Here is a 24563-nt window from a genome sequence, read left to right on the forward strand (position 1 = left end):
AATGAGATTCCCTTGTGTTCCTCAAGGGCGGGCGATGCGTATGACAGAAGGGAGGTTGCGCAGGCGCTTCATAACCCGCGCCAAATGTACACGGCCACTGACTTCCAGGGTCAGGGAGATCACGCTGTTGTGAGCATCCTTCTCATCCACATTGATCTGCTCGATGCTGGCGCCCTCTTCCGTAATACGAGTAGCCAGTCGGGCAATAATCCCTCTCTCTGACTCGACTTCTACCCGCACATCACCGAGGAACTCCCCTGTCACATCCGGTGACCAGTTCACCAGCATGATGTTTTCTGGGTGCTCGCGAAAATCACCGGTATTGCGGCAGGTGTCGCGGTGTACTACTACGCCTTTGCCCGAGCTGATATGGCCGATAATGGCATCCCCGGGAATAGGACGGCAACAGCGGGCAAAACTGATCATCATGCCCTCTTGGGCATCGATCGTTAAGGGAGAAGAGATATTGCTGGCTTCAGTCTCTTCACTGGTGACGGGCGCGAGTAATTTAGCGGCAGAGAAGGCCACTTTACTGCCCATACCTATCTCTTCCAGCAGCTTGTCCAAAGTTGCGCATTTCGCTTCTTTGAGGCCCGCTTCTAATTGCTCTGGTGATAGCGCGTCTAGGCTCGTGTCGAACTTACTGAGTGCTTTTTCCAGCAGGCGCCGGCCCAGGGTAATGGAATCGTGGTGACGCTGGTGCTTGAGGAAGTGACGGATAGCACTGCGCGCTTTGGCGGTTACTACAAAATTGAGCCAGTTAGGGTTTGGCTGTGCAGTTTTGCGCGTGAGAATCTCGACTTTTTGCCCGCTCTCCAGAGGTTGGGACAAAGGGGCCAGGCGCTGATTGATACGCACGGCAACACAGGAGTTGCCGATATCCGTGTGTACGGAATAGGCGAAGTCCACAGCAGTGGCTCCTGCGGGGAGGTCGACGATCTGTCCTTTAGGGGTAAAGACGTAAACTTCATCCGGGAACAGGTCAATTTTTACGTTTTCAATAAACTCTAGCGAGTCGCCGGCGCGCTGCTGCATCTCTAGCAGTCCCTGGACCCAGCGCCGTGCGCGCACCTGGCTGGTGCCACCGGTATTGATCACCTCATCGCCTGAGGCTTTGTACAGCCAGTGGGCAGCAATGCCACTGTTGGCCATTTCATCCATTTCCTTGGTGCGGACCTGAACTTCAATGGGCACCCCGTGCATACCCAGCAGCACTGTGTGCAGTGACTGGTAGCCATTGGATTTGGGGATAGCGACGTAATCTTTAAACTCGGAGATTACCGGTTTGTACAGGCTGTGCATAACACCGAGAACCCGGTAACAGGTATCCACACTGTCCACAATGATGCGGAAAGCGTAGACATCCATTATCTCCTTAAAGGACTTCTTCTTGGCGCGCATCTTTTGGTAGATGCTAAATAGGTGCTTTTCCCGACCAATCACCAGAGAGCTGATGCCCTCCCGCTGCAAGCGCAGTTCTATAGCATTCTGAATTTGTTCCAGCAGCTCTTTGCGATTGCCGCGGGCGGCGACCAGGGCGGCGCGCAAGCGGCTGGCACGCAGTGGGTAGATGGCAAAAAAAGCGCGATCCTCGAACTCGATACGAACGTCGTTCATACCCAGTCGGTGGGCGATGGGTGCGTAGATCTCCAGCGTCTCGCGGGCAATACGGGCACGCTTCTGCGGTTTCAGTGCGCCGAGAGTGCGCATGTTGTGCAGGCGGTCGGCCAGCTTGACCAGAATCACGCGGATATCGCGGGCCATGGCTAGCGCCATCTTCTGGAAGTTTTCCGCCTGCTTTTCTGCCGGGCTGTCGGTCTCGAACTGGGTTAGTTTCGAGACCCCATCGACCAGGTCGGCAACCTCTCCACCAAACTGCTCAGCCAGAGCTGCCTTGGGGATACCCGTATCCTCGATCACATCGTGCAACATGGCTGCCGCCAGGCTCTCGTGATCCATATGCATGCCCGCGAGAATAGTGGCAACTGCCAGCGGGTGGGTGACATAGGGCTCGCCGGAACGGCGCTGCTGACCATCGTGAGCCTGCTCCGCGTAAAAATAGGCGCGGCGAACGATTTGGATCTGGTCGGGGGGAAGGTATGAGGAGAGGCGGTGGGCCAAACTATCTATGGTGTGCAATGCCGCGCGCGCCTCTCGTAAAACTCAAAAAGTACCTAGTAAGAGACCTGATCAGACTTGCTGATCTGTTAGGTAGTTGGGGGTAACGATAGGAGCAGGTGCCTCTTCGCGTTCCGGCTCGTCGAGGATGGCGGCATCCACCAGGCCCTCTTCGATTTCGCGCAGGGCAATTACCGTGGGCTTATCGTTTTCTTCGGGAACCAATGGATCCCTGCCGCCTGTAGCGATCTGACGGGCGCGTTTGCTGCCGACGATAACGAGCTCGAAGCGGTTGTCCACATGCTCAAGGCAATCTTCAACGGTAATACGTGCCATAAACTTTCGTTTCCATTTGCTGTGCCCGAAGGCAAATTCTGTACAGGGGACCGGCTATTTTACCGGACCGGGAAATGTATGCAATTCGATCAATTGGTTCAGTGGCGCAACAGTGCCTGAAGTAGGTCGCCGTGGCGCAGTTGCTGCAGCTCTAAGCGCTGTCGCTGGGCAACGATAATCGCACGCAGCTCTGTTAACGCTTGGTCGAAGTTATCGTTGATTACCAGGTAATCTGCGGCGACATAATGGGTCATTTCGTCGATGGCCTGGTCCATACGGCGATCAATGACCGCTTGATCGTCCTGACCGCGTCCGGTGAGGCGCTCGCGCAGGGCTTCCTGGGACGGAGGCAAAATAAAAATACCCACTGCATCAGGTCGCAGGCGACGAACCTGTTCGGCCCCCTGCCAATCGATCTCTAGGATTACATCGCGACCACTGGCAAGAGTCTCTTCGATCTCAGCTTTGGCGGTGCCGTAGTAATTATCGCCATAAACTTGGGCGTGCTCAAAAAAAGCATCGCGCTCCAGCATTGCCAAAAACTCTTCCCGCTCGACAAAGTGATAGTCAATGCCATGGGTCTCACCTGGGCGCATGGCGCGAGTGGTATGGGAAACCGATACGGTAACCTGACTGTCGCTGTTTACCAGCGCTTTGACCAAGCTGGTTTTTCCTGCACCGGAGGGGGCGGAGACGGTGTAGAGAGTTCCTGTTTGCACAACTGATCCTGTTCGCGAGCAAAGAGCCCATTATAACCGAAGCTTGTGCCTGAAGATGAAAGAGTGTCGTGAAGGGACAAGGCTAGCCCCCGGCCGGAGTGGGGGTATCTGTTGGGAGATTCAGGGCACGTTACCACCTGCGCGCCTGAGCCCGGCCGGGATAGCCTCGCGGGAGTTTCTTAATCACCACCAACCACCTGTGATCAAGGATTTCCCTCTGTTGCTAATCGCTAACGAAAGTGACTCTATCCTCTTTGCGCCGGATTGCCAACCACCACCATACCAACGTGCTAGTAAATAGGTAGGACGCAAAGAATGGTACAAACGTATTGCTTAGTAGAGGGATAGCGCCGATCAGTGCCGCGAGCCTTGTTAGCTCGAGGTGTCTGGAGTTAGGATGACCATCCAGTATTCTTCCGTTAATGGAAAGGCAAATAATCAGTGCTATTACTGCGCCCATTAATTGCCAAAAGCTTAAGGCGGCACTGAACCATAGGAGTGATAAGGTTGCTGCGGTGTAGCAGAGGTGTTGCGCGAAAGCGTAGTTACGTGCACCAAGGCTGATGTCTGGGTTAAAACGCTGAAAGTTTGCGAGGTTAGTGGAAGCCACAGGCATGGATTTTTCAACATCTGCAGGCCTGTATCCGGTTGGGCGAAACCACAAAGTGAGCTTTTCCCACCAGCTTTTTGTGTACCAGGCATCGACAGCCATTCGTTTCAGGTGCTGTAAATTGGCTGCGACAGGATCAAAGGTATTCAGTGGCTTGCGCACGCCATATAAACAGGGTTCACCCTCAATCTCTGGCTGATATGTGCCAAATAAACGGTCCCAAACAATTAATATCCCCCCGTAATTTTTATCTACATAGATGGGGTTCTGGGCGTGGTGTACCCGGTGGTTAGAGGGAGTAACTACAAACCATTCCAACCAGCGTATTTTGGGTATCTTTTGTGTGTGTGCCCAAAATTGGTAAATAAGATCTATGGCTCCGGCAACAATAACAATCTCTGCTGGTAAACCAATTAGCAGCAGCGGTAGATAAAATATCCAGTCCAGTTGTAACCCCCCGGAAGACTGGCGCAAAGCTGTACTCAGATTGAAATCCTCACTCTGGTGATGCACTAAGTGCTCTGCCCAAAAGATATTTACTTCATGGCAAATACGGTGCTTCCAGTAGTAGCAGAAGTCATAGGCGAGAACTGCCAGGGCCAGGTGCCAACCATTGTCGATTGACCAGCTGAAACCAACCCATTGATAGTAGGGTTCTAGTAACGTAAATAGCGGGATATAGATAATGAGGAACAAGCTTTTGTAGGTCATCCCAATAATGCGATTGAGGATTCCCGTACTGAGGTTACCAACAGCATCATTCAGTCGGTAGATACCCCAGCCCTTCCAGCGATCTAGGGCGAACTCCATTAGTATGGAGAAGAGGAAAAATGGAATGGCAAAAGTAAGCAGGTCCACAGAAGCCCCTTATTTTTATTATTAGATAGCATATCTGATGCACTCTGCCATATCGCTACAGGAGCGCAAACATCGGTGAAGGCTGGATTCTAAAATCAGTCAGTATTCGTTGAGGTTTTTTAAAACAAGTAAGCAGCAGGATCAAAATAGCGGAGTCTACTTGGAACGAATTGCTAGATTGGTAGGGATGGGCTGTTAGTTTATCCACTTTAGTGGCTCGGTGTAGTTAAAAACAATTGCGTATAGCTTTCTTTGGGGAGCGGTACTCCGCTGTGGATTTTGAAAGAAAAAAGGCCGGCATATGCCGGCCTTTTGTACGCTGTGAAGCCTGAGATTTACTCGGTAACTTCTGCTTCTAAAGTGACACCAGTGTAGGATTCATAACCGTAGATACTAATGTACCAAGTACCGGAATCCGGGCTGCTGATGGTGCAGGTCTCATCGTTGCCAGAGAGGTAAGGACGACAGTCATACCTACGCTGGGTGGGATAGTTTCCATGGCGTACGTAGAGGTCAGCATCGCCGGAGCCGCCGGACATCTCTACAGTAAGGGTGGAAGTTCCCGCTTCAATATCGATGGTGAAGTCAGTCCAGTTACCTTGGCTGCCGGAGAGATTGGTTTCCGTCCAGCCCGTGCTACTGCCGCTGTCGTCATCATCACCGCCATTGTCACTATCGTCGCCGCTAGCCATGGCTACAGCAGCTGCAGCGTCGACAATACCGGAGCCACAGTTGTTGCAGGATGATGGGAAGCTGCGAGCAGTGCTGGTGAGGATCGACTCAACTTCATCTGGGGTTACGTTGGGGTCAACCGCATAAATCAACGCAGCAGCACCAGCCACGTGAGGGGCGGCCATACTGGTGCCCTGGCTGTAGTAGTAGCTATCGCTGCCGGCATCTGTGGAGCCGTTGTTATAGGTGGACAGGATACCATCGGAATCGTTTGCGAAGCTCTGTGCGCCACCCGGTGCGGCAACATCTACCACACTGCCAAAGTTGGAGTAGTAAGAGCGGCCGCCGGTGCGGTCAGTTGCAGCGACTGTAATTACACCATCACAGCTGGCGGGGGTGTACTGGCTAGCATTTGCACCACTGTTACCAGCGGCCACAACAACAGTTGCGCCGAGGCTGCGTGCGGTATCGATAGCGCTTTGCGTTGTGGTAGCACAGCTGCCGCTGCCGCCGAGACTCAGGTTCAATACTTGAGCGGGATTTTCGTTGGTGGGCAGGCCGCTAACAGAGCCGCCGGCGCCCCAGATGATGCCGTCGGCAATATCTGAGGTATAGCCACCACAGCGTCCGAGTACACGTACGGGTACGATCTTAGCCTCGTAGGCAACACCGGCTATACCCATGTTGTTATTGGTAACACCAGCGATAGTGCCTGCTACATGAGTCCCGTGCCAGCTGCTGTCGCTTTCGGAGGTTTCGTCACAGGTACCGGCTTCATACCAATCGCCAGGGTCTGTGGGATCGTCATCCCGCTCATCTCCGTCTACAGAAACGAAAGTGTCTGAGATCATGTCGTAGCCTGGCAGAATATTGTCGACCAGGTCGGCGTGGGGCAGATAACCGGTATCGAGTACGGCAACGACTACCCCATCGCCTTGGGTGACGTCCCAGGCTTCTGGCAAGTTCAAACCACCGGTGGATTCATAGTAGTGCCACTGGCTGAGGTAGCTCGGGTCATTGGGTTCGGCCATGGCCTGTAGGATCAAGTCCGGCTCTGCGTATTCCACATCCGGATCTTGTTTAAGGCGGTCGATGATTGCGTTTACTTCAGTTCTATTTTTACGGCCTTCCAGGCGCATTACCTGGGCACCGGTGGCCATACGGCGAAGGTGACGCATCTTGTGGCCGGCGCGGCGAGAAGCTTTCTCGACCGTCTCATCGGCCATGGTAGCAGCCTTCCCAACTTTAGCGCTCTCCTTGTACTTTACGATGATGCGGTCAGTCACCAGTGTATTATCAGCCTCTGCTGCGTGAGCAGCAAAAGGTGTTGTACACAGTAACGAAAGCGCACTCGCCAGAGTCGTCTTTTGTAAAAGACTTTTCAATGATGATTTCATTATTGTTATATCTCCGAGATATTTTTAATCCGGTTATCAGTATTCTGATAGACCGAAGACTCCTGAATAACTCCGCGCTGACAAAATAAATTTGCTTAACGGATGGGTCTAGAAACTGTCTTGTTCCTAATCGACAAGTCAGTTGGACCAAAATTGGTACCAAAGTTTCAAAATGGTACTCCTGTATAACGTTTGTGAAATTATTATCCTCAGCTTCAGCCTTTAAATTTGTGTGGCTTTTGGCGACAAATTTATAAGTTTTGGTAAAAAAATCTGGTAGTGAGAATTTATCTACAGGAGAGTTGTGGAGGGGGTCACAAGAAGAATTTGATTGATATACGAATATTTTTAAATAAGTATTACTGCACAAAGAAACGGGTAACTTGCTGAGCATGCCCAATGAAGTGCGCCCTGCATTTGAGAAGATTTACTTTCAGGCTCTTTCACTAGCGAGCCAGCAGCCCCCCTGGAGCCTGGTTAGACATTCGGATTAGGGGGTGCCCCAATAGTTGAGCTAGAAAGGTTGGTGTTAGGAGCTGGCCCTATTATAGCTGGGGGTTTTGGCCCACAATTTTGCAGCTAGCAATCCGAAGATAAATCCAAATAGATGAGACTCCCAGGAGATAAAACCACCCCGTGGCAAGACACCGAAAATAAGCCCTCCATAAAGAACGGCTACCCCAATAGATATTAATAAACGGCTAAATTTCCTGCTGATAAATCCCGCAAGAAGCAAAAAGCCAAAGTAGCCGTAGATTACTGAGCTAGCCCCTAAGTGATTACTACCCCTGCCACCAAAAAGCCAAACGGCAAGCCCGGTGGTGATCACAATAAACAGGGTAACTTTCAGGTATGTTTTGATCCCGTATTGCAGTACTAAGAAACTGAAGATGCAGAGAGTGAATATGTTCGAGAAGAAGTGCCAGCTACTTCCATGCAGTAATGGTGCAGAAAAGATATGAGGGAGGTGATTAATTGAGCGGGGAACAATCCCAAAGTAATTAAGCGATCGGCCGCTCAGAATGTTGATAACCTCAATTGCAGCAAGCACTAAAAAAATAGCACCGACCCACTTCAGATCTTGTCGCATAAATCTTCCTCAAAAGGGAGAACCTTGGCTTTTCTCGTAATTGGGAGCAGGGGGCACTCATTACTTTGGTGAGAATGCTCCAAAGTGTTACTCGATATTTTGTACTTGCTCGCGCATCTGTTCGATCAGCACCTTGAGCTCTACCGCAGCTTGGGTTGTGTCAGTGACCACAGATTTTGAGGAGAGGGTGTTGGCTTCGCGGTTAAATTCTTGCATCAGGAAATCCAGCCGCCGGCCAATTGAACCACCGCCGGCTAAAACCCGGCGTGTTTCGGAGGTGTGCGCACTGAGGCGGTCGAGCTCTTCATCGACATCTGCTTTCTGGGCCAACAGGACGATCTCCTGCTCAAGCCGGTCCTTGTCAAGCTCCACTTGCAATTCTTCCAGGCGGCTGCGCAGCTTTTCCCTCTGTGCCTCAAGAATTTGGGGAAGCAGCTCTCGAACATTGGCGACTTGTGCTTCAATCCCGATTAGGCGGGCTTCAATAAATTTGGCCAGCTCAGCGCCTTCGCGCTCGCGGTTTGCGCGCAGTTGCCCGAGTGCCTCGCGAAAAGCTTCTACTATCGTTGCGGATTGCTGATCGGTATCCGCCTCTGGCTCTCTGATAACGCCGGGCCACTGCAGAATTTGCAAGGGGTTTAGCGGCTGAACATCCTCGCCATCCGCTACCTGCCTTGCCGCTTGAATCAGTGCCTGGGCAAGGGGTTGGTTGATTTCCAGACCTGTATTTTCGGCGCTATTAGCCTTTAGGCTCAGGGTCAGTTCAATTTTGCCTCGGGATAGTGTTTTACGCAGAGTATCGCGCAGCTGTGTTTCCAGAGGACGAGCGGCTTCGGGCAAACGGAAGTGTGGCTCCAGGTAGCGATGGTTGACCGAGCGCAACTCCCAGATAGCGGTGCCGCTTGCGTAATTGGCCTCGGCGCGTCCAAAGGCTGTCATGCTGCGCACTTTGTTCTGTTCCCGTTGACTGGCCATAGCTGATCCCCTACAGGCGTATTAATCGGCCCGGCATAATAACACAGCGTTTGGATCTCGATGCTGGGGTATATAATGCGGGGCTTTCATTCAATATTTGAGGTGGACTATGCAGCGTCCCAGTGGCCGCGCCCCAGCGCAATTGCGCCCGGTAAAAATTACCCGCAACTATACCCGTCATGCGGAGGGATCTGTGTTGGTGGAGTTTGGTGATACCAAGGTTTTGTGTAATGCCTCTCTATCCAGTGAAGTCCCAAGGTTTTTGCGCGGCCAGGGTAGCGGTTGGATTACTGCAGAGTACGGCATGTTGCCACGCTCCACAGGTTCGCGCATGCCCAGAGAGGCGGCTAAGGGCAAGCAGAGCGGGCGTACTGTGGAAATTCAGCGTTTGATTGGTCGCTCATTGCGGGCGGCAGTAGATCTGGAGAAGCTGGGTGAGAACCAGATCACCGTAGACTGTGATGTTATCCAGGCTGATGGTGGAACCCGAACTGCAGCAATTACTGGTGCTTGTGTGGCACTGGTTGATGCGCTCCGTCATATGCAGCGAGAGAAGATTATTGCCGAGGATCCACTTAAGAACATGGTTGCAGCTGTGTCGGTGGGTATTTATCAGGGAGAGCCCCTATTGGATCTGGACTATCCGGAAGATAGTTCAGCGGATACAGATATGAATTTGGTCATGGCTGCTGACGGCGGCATGATCGAGGTTCAGGGCACGGCCGAGGGCGAGCCGTTTACCGAGAAACAGTTTGCTCAGATGTTGGGACTGGGCAAGGCGGGTATCGATGAGTTGATCGCACTACAGAAGCTGGCTTTGGACGAATAAAGTCGGCACTTCCCGAATCCAGCCCCGCTTTTCAAGGGAGAGGGGCTGGAAGTTGATGCAAATCAGGTTTCGATTTCGTAGTCCATAATCACCGGCAAATGGCTGGAGAACTTCACATTTTTATTGATGGCACCGTACTCGATACGATTTTTCAGGCCATGTGAAACAATCTGCATATCGGTACGCCACCCGTCCCCTTCTCCGACAGTGCCGCTGGGCCACCAGCTAAATTCATCGGTGTCTTTTACCACACGCCGAAAAGCATCGACATAACCAACATCGTTGAAAAGTTGGTCAAGCCAGCGTTGCTCGTGACGCATAAAACCGGGGGAGTCTTGATGATCCTGCCAGTTTTGCACGTCGGCACGACGGTGAGCCATGCCCCAGTTACCACAGAAGATAAAGTCGCGGCGTTTGCGGCTGATTTTTAGCAGGTGCGCCTGCATATCTTCAAAAAACTGAACTTTTTTATCTAACGATGACTCATCGGAAGCTACTGGCGCAAGTAGGGAGCCAATACTCAGGCGCTCAAAGTCCGCTTGTAAATAGCGGCCGTACATATCTTCACCATTCGCAAAACCCATACCAAATATTATGGCCTTGGGTTGACTGCGGGTGTAGATCGCCACACCGTTCTCGTGGGGAGTTCCCGAGTCGAAGAAATAACTGTAATAACCGTCGGGATGAAATATTGGATGGTCCAGTTCGGGCTCGAGAGAGCGCAGGTCCTGAAGGCAGATGATGTCTGCGTCCTGCTCTGCCAACCAATCGTAGAGACCGCGTTGTGCGGCCTGATGAACGCCGTCTACCGACAAGCTCACTATTCGCATTATTAGCCCCTTACCAGCGGACTGTGTATCATTAGAAACATTATATGCATGCCTACCCCCGGGAATGCTACGGGGAGGTCTCCCTTCACCTTAGCCAATAGTTAACAATTTTCCATGCAGCAATATCAGCGCGATTTTATCCAACTTGCCCTGGATCATCAGGTCCTGTGTTTTGGCGACTTCAAATTGAAGTCGGGCCGTCAAAGTCCGTATTTTTTCAATGCCGGTCGCTTTCATACCGGTGCTGCACTGGCAGCGCTGGGACAAGCTTATGCCGAGGCGATTATCGCTTCGGGAGTGGAGTTCGATGTCATTTTTGGACCGGCCTACAAAGGTATACCGCTGGGTGCGGTGACTGCTGTGGCTCTGGCCCAAAAAGGGATCGATAAGCCTTTCTGTTACAACCGGAAAGAAGCCAAGGATCACGGTGAAGGCGGAACCTTAGTAGGTGCGCCGCTTAATGGCAAGGTTTTGATTATCGATGATGTCATTACTGCAGGCACAGCAGTGCGTGAAGTGATGCAAATTATCGAATCTCACGGTGCAGAAGCAGCGGGTGTTGTGATCGGCCTCAACCGCCAGGAAAAGGCCAGTGAAGATTGTGAATTCTCCGCTATCCAGCAAGTTGAGAGACAGTACAATATCCCAGTGGTCGGCATCGTACAGCTAGACGATGTGATCAGCTTTCTCGAGCAGGAGTCGAAAGATAGCGATACTCTGCAGAAAATTGTGGACTACCGGCAGCGCTACGGTGTCGCGGGTCAATAGATTTTGCCCCCCGAATCGCGGGCCGATTAATACAGAGAGTAGAGCGATGCGAATCGCCCCTATAGCGCCTTTATTGATCAGCACCCTATTGCTGTTGTCTTTAGAGGCATATGGTAACAATGGCCGTGTTTTGTATCGATACACTGATCACCAGGGTGTCTTGGTGATAAACGATGCTATTCCGCCGGAATTTGTTCCGAATGGCTATGAGATTCTTACTCTCACTGGTCGTGTGGTTGATGTGGTTGCACCGCAGCTCAGCCCCGAAGAGCACCAGGCCCAGCTTAAGTTGGAGGCCCAGCGCAAAGCGGATCGCAAGCTGCTTAAGCGTTATAACAGTATTGCGGATATTGAGAGTGCACGGTCGCGCAAGCTGGCAATCGTTGAGCAGGATATGGCGATCATGCGTTCAAATATTGGCAGCCTGCGCCGACAAATTGCTCAAGAGGAAGCCTCTGCTGCACGTACGCAGCGGGGCGGTCGAGAGGTGTCTCCCGAGTTGTTGCAGAGAATCGTGGACCTGCAAAAAGAAATGGAGGTACTTGAAGAACGCCTTAACCGACGCGCGACCGAGATGGATACCATAGGAGCAGATTTCGATAAGGCGGTAGCCCGCTATACGGAACTTACCTCTGAGAGTTAATCAGTTTCCAGGTATCTAAATTTCCCAGGTGGGCTGCTACTAAAAGCCCACCTGAAGAAATCATTATCTGGCTGCAGCTACCGTCTCACGGAAGAATCCAGCTGTTAATACGGGCCACTGTTCAGCCCAATACTCTGTAGGCTTCCGCTTAAAGCCGCTGCGTACATATTGCACGATACGCCCCTCTGCGCTGGCCAGCAGCAGATTGGCAGCACCACCGAGAGGTAGGGTCGGGCGAAGGTGCTCACGCAATTCGGCTTCACGCAAGATCTGCCTGATCTGGGTTTCCAGCCGATCAAACAGCTGCAGGATGCGCCCGTGCAGCCTCTCAGTTTCGCCGGTAAGTGCATCGCCTGTAAGCAGGCGAGTTATGCCGGGATTGCGCTCACAGAAGGCCAGCAGGAGCTGCAGAATTTTCTGGCAGCGATTGAGGGCTGAGGGCTCTTCCTGCAGGATCATTGCGATACGGCTGAAGATTGTCTCCTCAATAAATTCGATCAGCCCTTCAAACATCTTGGATTTACTGGGGAAGTGACGATATAGCGCGGCTTCAGAGAAACCGACTTCCTTGGCCAGTGCTGCTGTTGTAATACGTGCGCCAGGGCTGACTTCTAGCATATGTGCTAGGGCTTCCAGGATTTGTTGACGCCGATTGATTTTTTCGCTGCTCATTGACTGCCTTTGGTCCGCTTGGGGGGCGGAATTTAGTTTTGCTCTTGTCGTCTTATTTTGACGGCGGCAGAATCCTACCGATTCGCCGGGCTGTCTTCAATTGCCAAGGGCCTAGTGGTCCATAGTTTGCACTTCATTGTTGGTAATCAAAGTGCCTACACCTCGATCAGTAAATATTTCGAGCAATATGGCGTGGGGGACACGGCCATCAATAATATGAGCAGAATTTACCCCGTCTTGAACGGCGTCCAGAGCGCAGGCAATTTTCGGCAGCATGCCGCCATAGATGGTGCCATCCTGAATTAAGTTCTCTACCTCATTGGTGCTCAGACCGGTGAGAACTTCTCCCTCCTTATCCTGCAAGCCCGCAACATTGGTTAGTAGCATCAGTTTCTCTGCTTTCAATTGCTCGGCAATTTTTCCGGCGACGAGATCGGCGTTAATATTGTAAGAGAGCCCATTGCCGTCGACGCCAATAGGGGCAATAACCGGGATAAAGTCGCTGTGAACCAGCATATTGATCACATCAATATTAACTTTCTCGACTTCTCCCACCTGGCCAATATCTATGATTTCAGAGGCATGCAGCCCTGCACTCTCATTTTTCCGCGTTAACTTGCGCGCCTTGATAAGCAGACCATCCTTGCCTGTAACACCCACAGCACGCCCCCCATTTTTATTGATCAAGTTAACGATCTGCTTGTTGACTGTTCCCCCTAAGACCATTTCTACAACATCCATGGTTTCGCTATCGGTGACTCTCATCCCATCTACGAAGCGGGACTCAATACTGAGTTTGTCTAGTAATTGCCCAATTTGAGGACCGCCGCCGTGCACGACTACGGGATTCATACCCACTAGCTTCATCAGGATAATATCTCGTGCAAAGCTGTTTTGTAGCTGCTCATCCACCATGGCGTTACCGCCGAACTTGACCACAATGGTTTTGCCCGTAAAGCGCTGGATATAGGGCAGAGCTTCATTGAGAACCTGGGCACTTTTCAACGCAGAGTTTAGATCTAGGGACATGGACAGTTCCTTACACAGGGCGATAGACAGGCAGGCAAGGGTGCGAACCTGAGTCGCCAAAGATTCAAAGCAAATGTGGTGGATTGTTTACTAAGCAACACGGGCTGTGCCTAGTGGCGACAGCTTTTGTGCCGCCTTTTTATCTTAATCGAGCAGTTGCCAGTCGGGTACTACAATCGCAGGAGCAATTTTTTTAAGTTGCCCCATCACTTCTGTACGGATACGTTCAAGGGCTTGTTCGCTTTCGGCCTCAAAGCGCAGAGTCAACGCACTGGTGGTATTGGAAGCACGTATAAGTCCCCAACCGTCGGAAAATTCTATACGTAGCCCATCGATGGTGTTGACATCAGCATTGCTAAAATTCCCTTTCTCGCGCAGCTGTTCAATCAACGAGAATTTCTCAGTTTCTTCAACAGGTAGCAGGATTTCGGGGGTGCTGTACATTTTTGGTAATGTATCGAGGAGTTCGTCAAGGCTCTGTTCGCGCAGTGCCATGATCTCAAGCACCCGTGCGGCTGCGTAGAGGCCATCGTCGAAGCCAAACCAACGGTCTTTAATAAAGATATGCCCTGATAGCTCGCCGCCCAAGATAGCTTTGGTCTCCAACATCTTGGCTTTCATGGGGGAGTGACCAGTCTTCCACATAATCGGGCGGCCACCATATTGGTTGATTAGCTGGGATAAACTGCGGCTACTTTTAACGTCGAAGACAATATTTTCTCCAGGATTTCGCGCGAGGATATCCCTTGCTAATAACATAACCAGTTGGTCGGCCCAAGCGATACGACCGCTGCTTGAAATTAAGGTAACACGATCGCCATCACCATCCAGAGCTACGCCCAGATCTGCACCAGTAGCCAGTACTTTTTCAGTGAGGGCCTCGAGGTTTTCAGGCCTGGAGGGGTCCGGTGCATGATTGGGAAAGTTGCCATCTACTTCACAATATATCGGTGTTACGGCACAGCCCAATTGCTCAAACAGGCGGGGTGCTAAATTAGATGTAGCACCATTGCCGGCATCGACAACCAGATGTGGTTGTCCAGCGAGAGCGACATTGTTGAATACCTCATCGACATATTTATCGGTGATTTCTTGTTCCCGGTTAACACCCTCGCCGCTTTTAAGCGAGCCTTTCTTCATTAATTGGTAGAGCCCCTGCAGCTTGTCTTCCGCCAGGGCGCGACCTTTCAGCACGATTTTAAAGCCGTTGTATTCTGCTGGATTATGGCTAGCAGTAACAATGACCCCGCTACTGGTGTTTTTTCCCTTTGCGCAGGCGTAATAGAGCAATGGCGATGGAATCAAACCGAGGTTGATAGAGTTACAGCCACTATCAAGAATCCCCTCAATCAGGCATTGGCTAAGAGCTTCGCTGCTATTGCGTCCATCCCGGCCTACTAGCAAGAGATGTTCACCGGCGTGCTGTGCCAGGGTGCCAAGCGCTCTACCCAGCTGATAGGCAAAAGGTTCATTGATTTCCTGCCCGGCGATTCCACGGATATCGTAAGCGCGGAAAACATGCTGGGGATACTCATTGGTAAGAGACAGGTCGGATTTATCAACACCACTTTCTGGAAGGTTCTCTGAGCTATTTTCCTTTTCGCTTTCTGAACTTTCCGAGTCAGAGTCTGAGATACTCGGTGCTGAGGCCAAACTCTGCGGTAAAAAATCTGTATTGGGAGTCTGTGCAGTCCCCCCATCAGAGTTTTGTGGATGTGCTTTATTTAGCTCGTCACCACTAGCCTCCTTACTCCTTTCCCATGGGGCTCTTGAATCGCGGGGTAAGAATTTGAGCAGGGCGAGCAGACTTGCCAATATCCCAGCGCCAGCACCAATGTAAATCCAGGATGTGGGCAGGCTGTGCTGTTCGACAAAGGCTTGGGAGGGACTGAAGTGAAGGCTTAAATAGCTGTCGTCAAGTTGCTCCACAGTGTTGTAGCCTTTTCCTTTACCGGCGCGCCACAGTGTTTGTCGGTGGGCATCGGGAAATTTCTGCATCAACTGAACTTGTCCATTACTACTGCCCAGGTTTTTTAAAATATTTTCCAGCACAGAAAAGGGTTGGGTAGCCAGTAGCTGTTCATTTTCCAAATTAATAACACTATGTAATTGCCAGCTATTTTCCATACCTGTACGCAGTACTTCCATTGGTTGCTCAGGTGTTCCCTGGCCGCGCTTTAACAAGTCAACTAGGGCAAAGTTGAGGGGGGATTTTTCCCAGAGCCTACTCGAACCTGTTCAGAAGAAAAGGCCTGGAGGGATACCTGCTCAGGTAGTTTGGCAGATTCAATCAGTATTGCTGCAGGGAGTTTCCTTGACTCCAGGGCCTGCAGGCTTTTTGAATAGCTTGTAATGTAAGACTGCACTATCTCAGCTAGTTCGGCAGTTTTTTGTTTGGCAGCTAACTCAATCTGCGAATGATTATGTGGCATTACAAGGTATTGGGCTAATAGATATGCGCCGCCCAGCCAAGCGACAACTATTAACAGTGATGGTAAAAGCAACCCTTTATGCATGGTACCGCCTGGTTTCTTTTTGTTGTTGGAGACCACAGATATCCCTATTTTGTGCGTAAATTTTGTTACACAGCCCTAGAGGCAATGAGTTCAATGAGTTGTCGGGCCAGGTCGGTCTTTAAAGCGGGAGCTAGTTGGCTCTGACCGTCGGTATCGATCACGGTGACAGCATTGTGATCGCTGTTAAATCCAGAATTTGGCTGGCTTACATCATTGGCAATAATCATATCGAGGTTCTTTCGGCGGAGCTTGCTTTGAGCATGCTCAAGTACCTGTTCAGTCTCAGCGGCAAATCCAATGGTAAAAGGCCGCAGCTCGGTCCGTTTGGCAATGGCCGCGACGATATCGGGGTTTTTGATTAGGGCAATTGCATCATCATTTTTCCCGTCTTTCTTTTTGATTTTTTGCTCAGCGACCTGGGCCGGGCGGAAATCGGCAACGGCTGCTGCACTGATAAAGATATCGCAGAGGTCGGCAGCATTTATTGCTGCTTCATACATATCCTGGGCGCTGACAACATCAATACGATTGACCTTCGGCGGCGTATCCAGATTGACGGGACCGGCAATCAACGTTACGTCGGCGCCGGCACTCTGCGCCGCAGCAGCCAGGGCGAAGCCCATTTTTCCAGAGCTGTGGTTGCTGAGAAACCTCACGGGGTCAATGGCTTCCCTGGTGGGGCCGGCAGTGATTACTACCCTGCGGTTCTGCAGTGAGTGGCTTGTGTGAAACAGGGCTTCAGCGTGTTCCGCCAGATTTTCTGGTTCTAGCATACGGCCGGGACCTACGTCGCCACAGGCCTGGCTGCCTGCGCCCGGGCCCCAGAATATGACTCCGCGCCCCTTCAGGGTCTGAGTATTGGCTGAGGTAGCTGCGTGGCGCCACATGGCTTGGTTCATGGCTGGTGCCAGGGCCAGGGGGGCTTCACTGGCCAAGCAAAGGGTGGTTAGAAGGTCATCAGCCATACCGGCGGCCAACTTCGCGATTACCTGGGCACTGGCTGGAGCAATCAGGATAAGGTCAGCCCATTTCGCCAGTTCGATATGACCCATGGCGGCTTCTGCCGAGGGGTCCAACAAGTCTGTATGCACCGGATTACCGGATAGCGCCTGAAAGGTTAGTGGCTGTACAAACTCTCGCGCCCCGGCACTCATTACCACCCGGACTTCTGCGCCGCGCTCTTTGAGCCGGCGAACCAGGTCGGCACTCTTATAGGCGGCAATTCCACCGCTGATACCTAAAAGTATGCGTTTGTCGGCCAGAGAGGACATAAATGCTGTTTCCGATTTGGTGCGAGCCGGTAAGATTAGCATTTCTGCGTCGTTTCTTATAAGACAGCAGTAGCGCCTTGCCGGTGCTGAGAGGAAAAGGTGTTCAGTAGATGTGCGATAGATAAGTCACGGACTAACTGGGCTACAAATGAAAATAAAAGATTGGCCCGCAGGCGAGAGGCCTCGGGAAAAGCTGTTGGAGAGAGGGGCTGAGGCTCTGTCGGATGCAGAGCTATTGGCAATTTTTCTGCGTGTGGGGCTCCCCGGCCTCTCAGCCGTGGATTTGGCCAGGGGGCTTCTCAATGATTTTGGCGGCTTGCGCCCTCTGCTGGAGGCTGAGCGAGACGGTTTCTGCCGCGCGCGAGGGCTCGGCGATGCCAAGTTTGCCCAGTTGCAGGCGGCGCTGGAAATGGCCAAGCGGCACTTGGCGGAAACCATACAGCACGGCAGCGCACTGTGCAGTCCCGGAGCTGTCAGGGATTACCTGGCAATCCAGCTTAGGCACCGGCGCAGGGAAGTGTTCTGCTGCCTTTACCTGGATAATCAACACCGGGTAATTGCTTTTGAGGAGTTGTTCGAGGGGACTCTGAATGCGGCGAATGTCTATCCGCGTGAAGTAGTACAGCAAGCGCTGCTGAAGGGAGCTGCGGCGGTTATTTTGGCGCACAACCACCCGTCTGGTGTCAGTGAGCCCAGCCAGGCAGATATCTGGATTACCGAGCGTTTAACCCAGGCGCTAGAGCTGGTGGATATCAAAGTTCTGGATCATTTGATCGTCGGTGAGGGCAAGGCGCTATCCTTTGCAGAGCAGGGATTGATGTAAAGGCGTCGTTCCCGGCGTTGAAATGTTGTACAAAACTTGCTCCCTACGGGCTCTTTTGGTATAAAACGCCGCTCTTTGCGGCCGGGCCAGATTCTGCACAGGTTCCGCCGCCATCCAGGAACCGGATTAGAATCCCGATTTTTATGTTCCCGCACTACCCTTTCCTCTTCAGGATTGGCGCCATGCGGGCACAAGCGTTTTGAAGAGGCCAACAGATGTCCAAGGTATGTCAGGTAACCGGTAAGCGTCCGGTCACCGGAAACAATGTATCCCACGCTAAGAACCGCACCAAGCGTCGCTTCGTGCCGAACCTGCACAGCCACCGTTTCTGGGTTGAATCCGAGAAGCGTTTTGTGAAGCTGCGTGTTTCCGCGAAAGGTATGCGCGTTATCGATAAGAAAGGTATCGACGCTGTCTTGACTGAGCTGCGCGCCCGCGGCGAAAAAGTGTAACGGCTGTAGCCCAGCTAATAGATTGGAGATAGAGCAATGCGTGAGAAGATTCGTCTGAATTCCAGCGCCGGTACTGGCCACTTCTACACCACTACCAAAAACAAGCGCAACATGCCTGAGAAAATGGAGATCAAAAAGTACGATCCCGTTGTACGCAAGCATGTAATGTACAAGGAAGGCAAAATCAAGTAATTGCCTACCGCTACTGTACAGAAAGCCCGGTTTTAACCGGGCTTTTTTGTGCGTATTGGAAACTGAGCAGCCAGTTTACACAGGGTAACTCCAGACGATGCCAGAGCTCCCAGAAGTAGAAACCACTCTCAGAGGCCTGCAACCTCACCTGGAGGGGCACAAAATTCGCTCCGCAAAAGTGCGCCAGCATCAATTGCGCTGGCCCGTGGAGGCAGACTTTGAGCGCCGTATCCGCAATGCTCGGATACTGAAGCTGGAGCGCCGGGCCAAATACCTACTGGTGCATACTGACAAGGGCTGCGCTATCTGGCACCTGGGGATGTCTGGCAGCTTGCGTATGGTCGAGGCTGCACGGGCACCGGAAAAGCATGATCATATCGACTGGCGCCTGGATAGTGGTCTCACACTGCGTTACCGCGACCCGCGCCGTTTTGGTGCCCTACTGTGGACGGTAGCGGACCCTCTGACCCACGACTTACTCAGCCACCTGGGCCCAGAGCCTCTCTCGGAAGAATTTAGTGGTGACTATCTGTTCGAGACTTCGCGCAAGCGCAAGCAATCGGTCAAAACCTTTATCATGGATGGCCGTATCGTTGTGGGGGTGGGCAATATTTACGCCAGTGAATCTCTTTTCCTGGCGGGCATTCGCCCAGATCGACAGGCCGGTTCTATTTCCAAAGTCCGATACCAGCGCTTGGCTGAGTCCATAAAGCAGGTTCTCAGTCAGGCGATCGCCCAAGGTGGGACTACCTTGCGGGACTTTATCGGCGGCGATGGAAAACCAGGTTATTTCGCCCAACAACTAAATGTTTATGGCCGTGCGGGTGAGCCCTGTCCCTCTTGTGGCCGAGCAGTTAAAGATATGGTATTGGGTCAGAGAAATACCTTTTTCTGCTCTAGCTGCCAACGTTAAATCGCATCCTTCTGGCAGCTTTAGGCAATACTAATATCATCGTATTGTCGATAAGGAGCTGCTTAGTGGTCATGATATTGCCTTTTCTTACGGTCACCCTGTCGATTTGGGCCGTTTGGAACGGTCGTCGCCGCTCCGCAATGGGCTGGTGGTTGTTGACCCTGCTGATCTTCATTATGTGGTGTGGATATCATATGACGCGAGCATTGTCGCTGTCTTTCTAGGGACCGTACCCATGATGGTGTTTATGGTCAGGAGGCTGGATAGCTTGGCGCTGTTAGCGGTAAGCATAATCCTATGGATTGCCTTGATCATGGAGTTGGCATTTCATCAACACCCCTGCCCCCTCTGTCTTTTACAGCGTGTTGCCTTTGCCATGATTGGCATGGGATTAATGCTGAACCTGCGCTTTAGTATTCGTGCAGAGCATTACGGCGTTGTTATTCTTTCGTGTCTAGCCGGTCTCGCTGCTGCTGTCAGGCAGGTATTGCTGCATATCACCCCTGGCGATCCAGGGTTTGGTAGCCCAGTATTTGGCTTACATTTATACACTTGGTCTGCGCTGATTTTCTTTGTCTTACTGATCTACTGTGGCGTTGCATTAATGTTTGGTTTTAAGCGGCGAAGTTTTGCCACCAGAGAGTTCACTTTGATTGAAAAGTGCATTGCCATCTCGTTCTTTACTGTCGTGTTGGCCAATTTCGTCGCGGTTCTCCTCGAGTGCGGTTTGGGTCCCTGCACCAGTGGGTCATTTGGGTATCACTGGTTGTGGTCTCGAAGTTAGGCACACAAATGTGTCCGAGCTTTCTACACTTTTCCTGATAAGACCCGAGTATCGGGAATTGCGGAAAACTGTGAGGAGTCCCTATGCGCCTGGCCTGCCTGCTCATTTCACTATTGTTAATTGCTTGTGAACGAGCTGAATCTCCCTCGCCGGCCGCCAGTGTTGAACCCGCCCAGCACGTTTTAAGGAATGCGTATATCTATACCGTCGACCCGGCCCGCAGTATTGCCTCGGCAATGGCTATCCGCGATGGGCGCATTGTTTATGTGGGTACAGATCGGGGGGCAGAAGCCCTTGTAGGAGAGGGAACAAAGGTCACTGATCTCAGTGGAAAAATGGTATTGCCCGGTTTTATTCAGCAAATACCTGATGTTGGTATCAGTGACAGTTTGGATTTATCCACATATAAAACTGTAGAGGGGTATGAGAATAGCGTTCGTAAATTTATTCAGGCCAACCCCGAGAAGCAGCTTGTCGTCGGCAGCGGCTGGCGTCATGTTATTTTTGCACCACACAGACCACATAAAGCAATATTGGATCAAATAAATGATTTGATCCCCATTATTCTTTTCTCAGAAGATGGCGCCAGTGTATGGACTAACTCTGAAGGTATTGCCGCAGCTGGGATTGATATGGAGTCTAATTTTTCTGAGGGCGGTAGGATCGAAAAAGATGAAGATGGTCTTCCCATCGGTATTTTTCATGGTCGTGAGGCGGTGGAGGTTTTTTCCCGTCTGATACCCGTAAATAATGAGGGGGAAAAACCAACTCGAAGTTTTTCAGAGATTAAGAATATTGCGGCCAAGAGAGGCGTAACTACTTTTTTTCAGGCTGTAATGCCGCTCAATGATTTAAATAAATATCTCAGCGCCTTCGATCGCCCACTATCGTCAGAGAAATTGAGTTTGCGTATCCGAGCATCCTTTGAAATAGCGATGGATGTCACTGGTAAGAAACTTAGAGAATTGCAGAAGGTTGCAGAAAAGTATTCCAGTGATGATTTCAAGATCAATTCGGTCAGCTTGAAAGCTGACAAGGTAGGTTTAGGTGATCAACGTGATTCAGGCCTATCGAGTGAACTTATTTCCAGGATAATTACTCGTGCTAATTCACATAATTTCCAGTTTTACCTGGATGCTAAGCGTAATAAAGAGTTGGCAGCTCTACAAAAGCTCATACAGATATCCCTGGATGGTGGCAGGGAGTTGGGATTGCGTAACACCCTGCTTAATATTAGTTCGGATAATGCTGGGAGTGTATTGTCAGCTGATAAGGAAAAACCGATTTTATTGCTGTCAGTAGCAGCGCGCTCAAAAGTTTCTCCAGATGATAAAAGTTACTTAACTGAAAGTCGAAAATCTAATACAGAGCCTCGTCATATAGCCGTGGTTATGGACTCGGGATATGTTGCCGGGCGAGAGGTGTCACCAATCCAGAACATCCATGCTGGAGTCAGTAACCAGATATCATTGGAGACAATGATTGAAATGTTCACTTTTACCGGTGCTGTTACGAATCACCTGGAGCGGGATACCGGTAGTTTGGAGGTGGGAAAGTGGGCGGACTTTATTGTTTTGGACAAAAACCTGTTTTTAATTCCGCAGCGAGATATTGGTAGTGTCCGGGTGATACAGACTTATTACAAAGGTCAGAAAGTCTATGACCGCAGGCGCTAAGGAGAGGAAGAAACCGAGGGGAAGTGCGCCCCTCGGTTGATCAATGTTAACGCCCTTGGGCGCTGCCCTCGCGGCGGGGGTCGGCTCCCCCGTACAGCTTGTTATTTTGCAAAGCGATTGCATGGATACCACTGTTGAGGCCCCTTTCGACAACCTCGTGCCCACGGGCTTCGAGTTTCTCGATAGTATCGGAGCTGAAAAAGCCGGGCTCCAATTCGACCCTCTTACCGATTGCACCGATATTTCCCGCAGAAATCGCTTCGGCAATCGGCATATTCAAGCCCAGATGGTAGAGAATGGTGCGCGCGGTGTAGTCAATAATTCGTGAGCCGCCGGGGGAACCCACCAGAAGGCGCATGCTGCCATCTTTATTGAAAACGATGGTGGGGGACATGGAAGAGCGTGGTCTCTTGCGCGCTTGAATGCGGTTGGCCACCCGCTCCCCACTACTGTTATTTGGAGTGAAGGAAAAATCGGTGAGCTGGTTGTTGAGCAGGAAGCCCTTCACCATCAGGCGCGACCCGAAGCCGGTTTCAATACTGGTCGTCATACTGACACCATTACCGTAGCGGTCGACAATCACTAAATGACTGGTGTTGGGCAACTCTGGCGACTGGGCCATCACCCGCTTCCCCCCGAGTTCGGCTGGGGTACCCGGAGTCGCAGCTGTGGCAGAGTCCGGGTCGATTAACTGCGCGCGGCGAGCCAAATAATCCCTGGACACCAGTGATTTACTGGGTACTTGGACAAAGTCGGAATCACCGGAGTAGGTGTTGCGATCGGCAAATGCCAGTTCCGAAGCTTCGATAAATAAGTGGGTGAGCAGATCACTGCCAGGCTCGAAGCGCTCCAGTGGGAATTGTTGCAGCATGCCCAGAATGCCGCCTACTGTGGTACCTCCGGACGACGGGGCATCCGCACCGCACACACGATATTCGAGAAACTCCGAACACAGGGGCTGGCGCTCCTTGGCCCGGTAGCTAACCATATCTTCGAGGCTCAGGAGCCCTGGGTTGGCACTGTCATAGCGCACAGCTTTGACGATAGCCTTGGCAATGTCGCCGTGATAGAAGGCATCCGCACCGCCCTGGGCAATGGCCTCCAGGGCTTCCGCGTAAGCTGGATTCTTCAAGTTGTGACCCACCGGCAGGGGCTTGCCATCACTGTTGAAGAAGTAGCTGGCAATTTCCGGTCGAGCAGCCACCTTCGGCATGCGCAGTAACAGCTGGTGAAGGCGCGGTGATATCTGAAAGCCGGATTTGGCCAGGTGTATGGCCGGCTGAAATAACTGCTCCCAGGGTAACTTGCCATCGCGCTCGTGAGCCATTTCCAGCATTCGCACAACACCGGGAACGCCGACCGAGTAGCCGCCGATTACAGACTCAAAAAATGAACGCGGCTTGTTGTCGCGGATAAAGTAATTTTCGTCTACCTGAGAGGGGGCTGTCTCGCGCCCGTCGTAGTACTTGAGCTTCTTTGCCGCAGCGTCATAGCTGAGCATAAATGCCCCGCCACCAATCCCGGAGGATTGTGGTTCTACCAATCCCAATACCATCTGAGCGGCAATGGCGGCGTCCACAGCGCTGCCGCCCCGGGCGAGAATCTGCTCGGCAGCCCGGCTGGCATGGGGGTTGGCAGTGACTGCCATATAGAAGTTGGCCGTTGAGGACTTAACGGCAGTGCGACCGGTATCAAACTCCGGTTGTGGTTCATCGGCAAAAGCGAAAGCGGGACTCAGAACCAGTGCAAAGGCGGCGAGAAAGTTGCGCACGTAACACTCCGCGGATTGTGGATAAATCCGCTCGAGTGTATCAGAAATAGCCAGATTCAGGCTTAACGAAATTTCTCTTCCAGCGCGCTTTGTACAGCAGCCGGAACAAACTTGGTGACATCGCCGCCCAGGGAGGCAATTTCACGTACTAAAGAGGATGAAATGTAGGACAAATGTTCTGCCGGTGTCAGGAACAGGCTTTCCATATTGGGCGCTAACTGGCGGTTCATATTGGCCAGCTGGAACTCGTATTCAAAGTCGGACACCGCGCGCAGACCGCGCAGTACGCCATAAGCATCTACTTGGCGCACCAGGTCGGCGAGCAGGATATCAAACCCAATGACTTCGACATTGGGCAGGTGACCGAGAACTTTTTGTGAAAGTTCTACCCGCTCCTCTAAGGTGAACAGGGGGTTTTTGCGATTGCTGGCAGCCACAGCCACGATAACGTGGTCAAACAAGCGGCATGCGCGCTCCACCAAGTCCAAGTGACCATTGGTGATGGGATCGAAGGTTCCGGGATAGACGACTTTTTTCATACGCCAAGGCTTAAATGCGGGCCGAATGGGATGCGAATGGTAAACAATTTACGGCTAAGGTCAAAACCGAATCTTTTTAT

Annotated in this window: 25 protein-coding genes; 10 read left to right on the top strand and 15 right to left on the bottom strand. The window is 51.7% G+C overall.

Annotated features, from left to right (window positions below; all coding sequences use genetic code 11):
• Nucleotides 1–21 precede the first annotated feature (21 nt).
• The 7 genes from spoT to P0078_RS14380 form a co-directional block, all read right to left on the bottom strand.
• The gene (spoT, locus tag P0078_RS14350; protein WP_282930627.1) at nt 22–2139 is read right to left on the bottom strand and encodes a bifunctional GTP diphosphokinase/guanosine-3',5'-bis pyrophosphate 3'-pyrophosphohydrolase; all 2118 of its coding nucleotides are present in this window, start codon (nt 2137–2139) and stop codon (nt 22–24) included.
• Nucleotides 2140–2190: 51 nt separating this feature from the next.
• Nucleotides 2191–2454: a DNA-directed RNA polymerase subunit omega gene (gene rpoZ / locus P0078_RS14355; protein ID WP_282930628.1), complete on the bottom strand. Its 264-nt coding sequence runs from the start codon at nt 2452–2454 to the stop codon at nt 2191–2193.
• Nucleotides 2455–2552: 98 nt separating this feature from the next.
• Nucleotides 2553–3173: a guanylate kinase gene (gmk, locus tag P0078_RS14360; protein WP_282930629.1), complete on the bottom strand. Its 621-nt coding sequence runs from the start codon at nt 3171–3173 to the stop codon at nt 2553–2555.
• A gap of 223 nt (nt 3174–3396) precedes the next feature.
• Complete coding sequence (locus P0078_RS14365) at nt 3397–4641, bottom strand: sterol desaturase family protein (protein ID WP_282930630.1); 1245 nt, start codon at nt 4639–4641, stop codon at nt 3397–3399.
• Between the two features lie 335 nt (nt 4642–4976).
• The gene (locus tag P0078_RS14370; RefSeq protein ID WP_282930631.1) at nt 4977–6710 is read right to left on the bottom strand and encodes a S8 family peptidase; all 1734 of its coding nucleotides are present in this window, start codon (nt 6708–6710) and stop codon (nt 4977–4979) included.
• 529 nt (nt 6711–7239) lie between these two features.
• Nucleotides 7240–7800: a rhomboid family intramembrane serine protease gene (locus tag P0078_RS14375; RefSeq protein WP_282930632.1), complete on the bottom strand. Its 561-nt coding sequence runs from the start codon at nt 7798–7800 to the stop codon at nt 7240–7242.
• Between the two features lie 87 nt (nt 7801–7887).
• Nucleotides 7888–8775, bottom strand: coding sequence for a YicC/YloC family endoribonuclease (locus P0078_RS14380; protein WP_282930633.1), 888 nt, complete (start codon nt 8773–8775; stop codon nt 7888–7890).
• A gap of 109 nt (nt 8776–8884) precedes the next feature.
• Here P0078_RS14380 and rph point away from each other — a divergent pair, with 109 nt between their 5' ends.
• A complete protein-coding gene (rph, locus tag P0078_RS14385) occupies nt 8885–9604 on the top strand; it encodes a ribonuclease PH (protein ID WP_282930634.1) in 720 nt (239 codons plus the stop codon).
• Nucleotides 9605–9666: 62 nt separating this feature from the next.
• Here the strand turns inward: rph and P0078_RS14390 are convergent, their stop codons facing one another.
• Nucleotides 9667–10434, bottom strand: coding sequence for an exodeoxyribonuclease III (locus P0078_RS14390; RefSeq protein ID WP_282930635.1), 768 nt, complete (start codon nt 10432–10434; stop codon nt 9667–9669).
• A gap of 114 nt (nt 10435–10548) precedes the next feature.
• On the opposite strand from P0078_RS14390, the gene pyrE reads away from it, so the two are divergent.
• Both pyrE and P0078_RS14400 read left to right on the top strand, forming a co-directional pair.
• Nucleotides 10549–11202: an orotate phosphoribosyltransferase gene (gene pyrE, locus P0078_RS14395; RefSeq protein ID WP_282930636.1), complete on the top strand. Its 654-nt coding sequence runs from the start codon at nt 10549–10551 to the stop codon at nt 11200–11202.
• Nucleotides 11203–11248: 46 nt separating this feature from the next.
• On the top strand, nt 11249–11845 hold the full coding sequence (locus P0078_RS14400; protein WP_282930637.1) for a hypothetical protein: 597 nt from the start codon (nt 11249–11251) through the stop codon (nt 11843–11845).
• Between the two features lie 63 nt (nt 11846–11908).
• On the opposite strand, the gene slmA is transcribed toward P0078_RS14400, so the two are convergent.
• The 5 genes from slmA to coaBC all read right to left on the bottom strand — a co-directional run bounded on the left by slmA (nt 11909) and on the right by coaBC (nt 17333).
• Complete coding sequence (gene slmA, locus P0078_RS14405; protein ID WP_108735025.1) at nt 11909–12517, bottom strand: nucleoid occlusion factor SlmA; 609 nt, start codon at nt 12515–12517, stop codon at nt 11909–11911.
• Nucleotides 12518–12628: 111 nt separating this feature from the next.
• The gene (gene argB, locus P0078_RS14410) at nt 12629–13546 is read right to left on the bottom strand and encodes an acetylglutamate kinase (protein ID WP_282930638.1); all 918 of its coding nucleotides are present in this window, start codon (nt 13544–13546) and stop codon (nt 12629–12631) included.
• Between the two features lie 144 nt (nt 13547–13690).
• On the bottom strand, nt 13691–15694 hold the full coding sequence (locus P0078_RS14415; RefSeq protein WP_282930639.1) for a phosphomannomutase/phosphoglucomutase: 2004 nt from the start codon (nt 15692–15694) through the stop codon (nt 13691–13693).
• Between the two features lie 41 nt (nt 15695–15735).
• Nucleotides 15736–16062 carry a hypothetical protein gene (locus P0078_RS14420; protein ID WP_282930640.1) on the bottom strand — a complete coding sequence of 109 codons (327 nt, stop codon included), beginning with the start codon at nt 16060–16062 and terminating at the stop codon, nt 15736–15738.
• Between the two features lie 65 nt (nt 16063–16127).
• On the bottom strand, nt 16128–17333 hold the full coding sequence (gene coaBC / locus P0078_RS14425; RefSeq protein ID WP_282930641.1) for a bifunctional phosphopantothenoylcysteine decarboxylase/phosphopantothenate--cysteine ligase CoaBC: 1206 nt from the start codon (nt 17331–17333) through the stop codon (nt 16128–16130).
• A gap of 148 nt (nt 17334–17481) precedes the next feature.
• Here coaBC and radC point away from each other — a divergent pair, with 148 nt between their 5' ends.
• The 7 genes from radC (at nt 17482) to P0078_RS14460 (ending at nt 22173) form a co-directional block, all read left to right on the top strand.
• Nucleotides 17482–18156 (top strand): RadC family protein, encoded by a 675-nt coding sequence (gene radC / locus P0078_RS14430; RefSeq protein WP_282930642.1) that lies wholly within the window; start codon nt 17482–17484, stop codon nt 18154–18156.
• Nucleotides 18157–18371: 215 nt separating this feature from the next.
• Entirely contained in the window at nt 18372–18608 is a 237-nt protein-coding gene (gene rpmB / locus P0078_RS14435; protein ID WP_020413982.1) for a 50S ribosomal protein L28, read from the top strand.
• 36 nt (nt 18609–18644) lie between these two features.
• Nucleotides 18645–18800, top strand: a complete 156-nt coding sequence (gene rpmG / locus P0078_RS14440) for a 50S ribosomal protein L33 (RefSeq protein WP_020413983.1) — start codon at nt 18645–18647, stop codon at nt 18798–18800.
• Nucleotides 18801–18897: 97 nt separating this feature from the next.
• The gene (gene mutM / locus P0078_RS14445) at nt 18898–19713 is read left to right on the top strand and encodes a bifunctional DNA-formamidopyrimidine glycosylase/DNA-(apurinic or apyrimidinic site) lyase (RefSeq protein WP_282930643.1); all 816 of its coding nucleotides are present in this window, start codon (nt 18898–18900) and stop codon (nt 19711–19713) included.
• A gap of 71 nt (nt 19714–19784) precedes the next feature.
• The gene (locus P0078_RS14450; RefSeq protein WP_282934619.1) at nt 19785–19937 is read left to right on the top strand and encodes a DUF5993 family protein; all 153 of its coding nucleotides are present in this window, start codon (nt 19785–19787) and stop codon (nt 19935–19937) included.
• 11 nt (nt 19938–19948) lie between these two features.
• Complete coding sequence (locus P0078_RS14455) at nt 19949–20497, top strand: disulfide bond formation protein B (RefSeq protein WP_282930644.1); 549 nt, start codon at nt 19949–19951, stop codon at nt 20495–20497.
• Between the two features lie 83 nt (nt 20498–20580).
• Complete coding sequence (locus P0078_RS14460; RefSeq protein WP_282930645.1) at nt 20581–22173, top strand: amidohydrolase; 1593 nt, start codon at nt 20581–20583, stop codon at nt 22171–22173.
• 46 nt (nt 22174–22219) lie between these two features.
• On the opposite strand, the gene ggt is transcribed toward P0078_RS14460, so the two are convergent.
• Both ggt and coaD read right to left on the bottom strand, forming a co-directional pair.
• Nucleotides 22220–23944, bottom strand: a complete 1725-nt coding sequence (ggt, locus tag P0078_RS14465) for a gamma-glutamyltransferase (protein WP_282930646.1) — start codon at nt 23942–23944, stop codon at nt 22220–22222.
• 62 nt (nt 23945–24006) lie between these two features.
• Nucleotides 24007–24483 (bottom strand): pantetheine-phosphate adenylyltransferase, encoded by a 477-nt coding sequence (gene coaD, locus P0078_RS14470; protein ID WP_282930647.1) that lies wholly within the window; start codon nt 24481–24483, stop codon nt 24007–24009.
• Between the last annotated feature and the right edge of the window lie 80 nt (nt 24484–24563).

Origin of the sequence: Microbulbifer sp. VAAF005, assembly GCF_030012985.1 — a bacterium.
GTDB lineage: Bacteria > Pseudomonadota > Gammaproteobacteria > Pseudomonadales > Cellvibrionaceae > Microbulbifer.

Coding starts and splice junctions, on each gene's coding strand:
- rpoZ (WP_282930628.1), bottom strand. CDS start 2,454: ATGGCACGTATTACCGTTGAAGATTGCCTTGAGCATGTGGACAACCGC.
- P0078_RS14370 (WP_282930631.1), bottom strand. CDS start 6,710: ATGAAATCATCATTGAAAAGTCTTTTACAAAAGACGACTCTGGCGAGT.
- P0078_RS14375 (WP_282930632.1), bottom strand. CDS start 7,800: ATGCGACAAGATCTGAAGTGGGTCGGTGCTATTTTTTTAGTGCTTGCT.
- P0078_RS14380 (WP_282930633.1), bottom strand. CDS start 8,775: ATGGCCAGTCAACGGGAACAGAACAAAGTGCGCAGCATGACAGCCTTT.
- rph (WP_282930634.1), top strand. CDS start 8,885: ATGCAGCGTCCCAGTGGCCGCGCCCCAGCGCAATTGCGCCCGGTAAAA.
- P0078_RS14390 (WP_282930635.1), bottom strand. CDS start 10,434: ATGCGAATAGTGAGCTTGTCGGTAGACGGCGTTCATCAGGCCGCACAA.
- pyrE (WP_282930636.1), top strand. CDS start 10,549: ATGCAGCAATATCAGCGCGATTTTATCCAACTTGCCCTGGATCATCAG.
- P0078_RS14400 (WP_282930637.1), top strand. CDS start 11,249: ATGCGAATCGCCCCTATAGCGCCTTTATTGATCAGCACCCTATTGCTG.
- slmA (WP_108735025.1), bottom strand. CDS start 12,517: ATGAGCAGCGAAAAAATCAATCGGCGTCAACAAATCCTGGAAGCCCTA.
- argB (WP_282930638.1), bottom strand. CDS start 13,546: ATGTCCCTAGATCTAAACTCTGCGTTGAAAAGTGCCCAGGTTCTCAAT.
- P0078_RS14415 (WP_282930639.1), bottom strand. CDS start 15,694: ATGGAAGTACTGCGTACAGGTATGGAAAATAGCTGGCAATTACATAGT.
- P0078_RS14420 (WP_282930640.1), bottom strand. CDS start 16,062: ATGCATAAAGGGTTGCTTTTACCATCACTGTTAATAGTTGTCGCTTGG.
- coaBC (WP_282930641.1), bottom strand. CDS start 17,333: ATGTCCTCTCTGGCCGACAAACGCATACTTTTAGGTATCAGCGGTGGA.
- radC (WP_282930642.1), top strand. CDS start 17,482: ATGAAAATAAAAGATTGGCCCGCAGGCGAGAGGCCTCGGGAAAAGCTG.
- rpmB (WP_020413982.1), top strand. CDS start 18,372: ATGTCCAAGGTATGTCAGGTAACCGGTAAGCGTCCGGTCACCGGAAAC.
- rpmG (WP_020413983.1), top strand. CDS start 18,645: ATGCGTGAGAAGATTCGTCTGAATTCCAGCGCCGGTACTGGCCACTTC.
- mutM (WP_282930643.1), top strand. CDS start 18,898: ATGCCAGAGCTCCCAGAAGTAGAAACCACTCTCAGAGGCCTGCAACCT.
- P0078_RS14450 (WP_282934619.1), top strand. CDS start 19,785: ATGATATTGCCTTTTCTTACGGTCACCCTGTCGATTTGGGCCGTTTGG.
- P0078_RS14455 (WP_282930644.1), top strand. CDS start 19,949: ATGATGGTGTTTATGGTCAGGAGGCTGGATAGCTTGGCGCTGTTAGCG.
- P0078_RS14460 (WP_282930645.1), top strand. CDS start 20,581: ATGCGCCTGGCCTGCCTGCTCATTTCACTATTGTTAATTGCTTGTGAA.
- coaD (WP_282930647.1), bottom strand. CDS start 24,483: ATGAAAAAAGTCGTCTATCCCGGAACCTTCGATCCCATCACCAATGGT.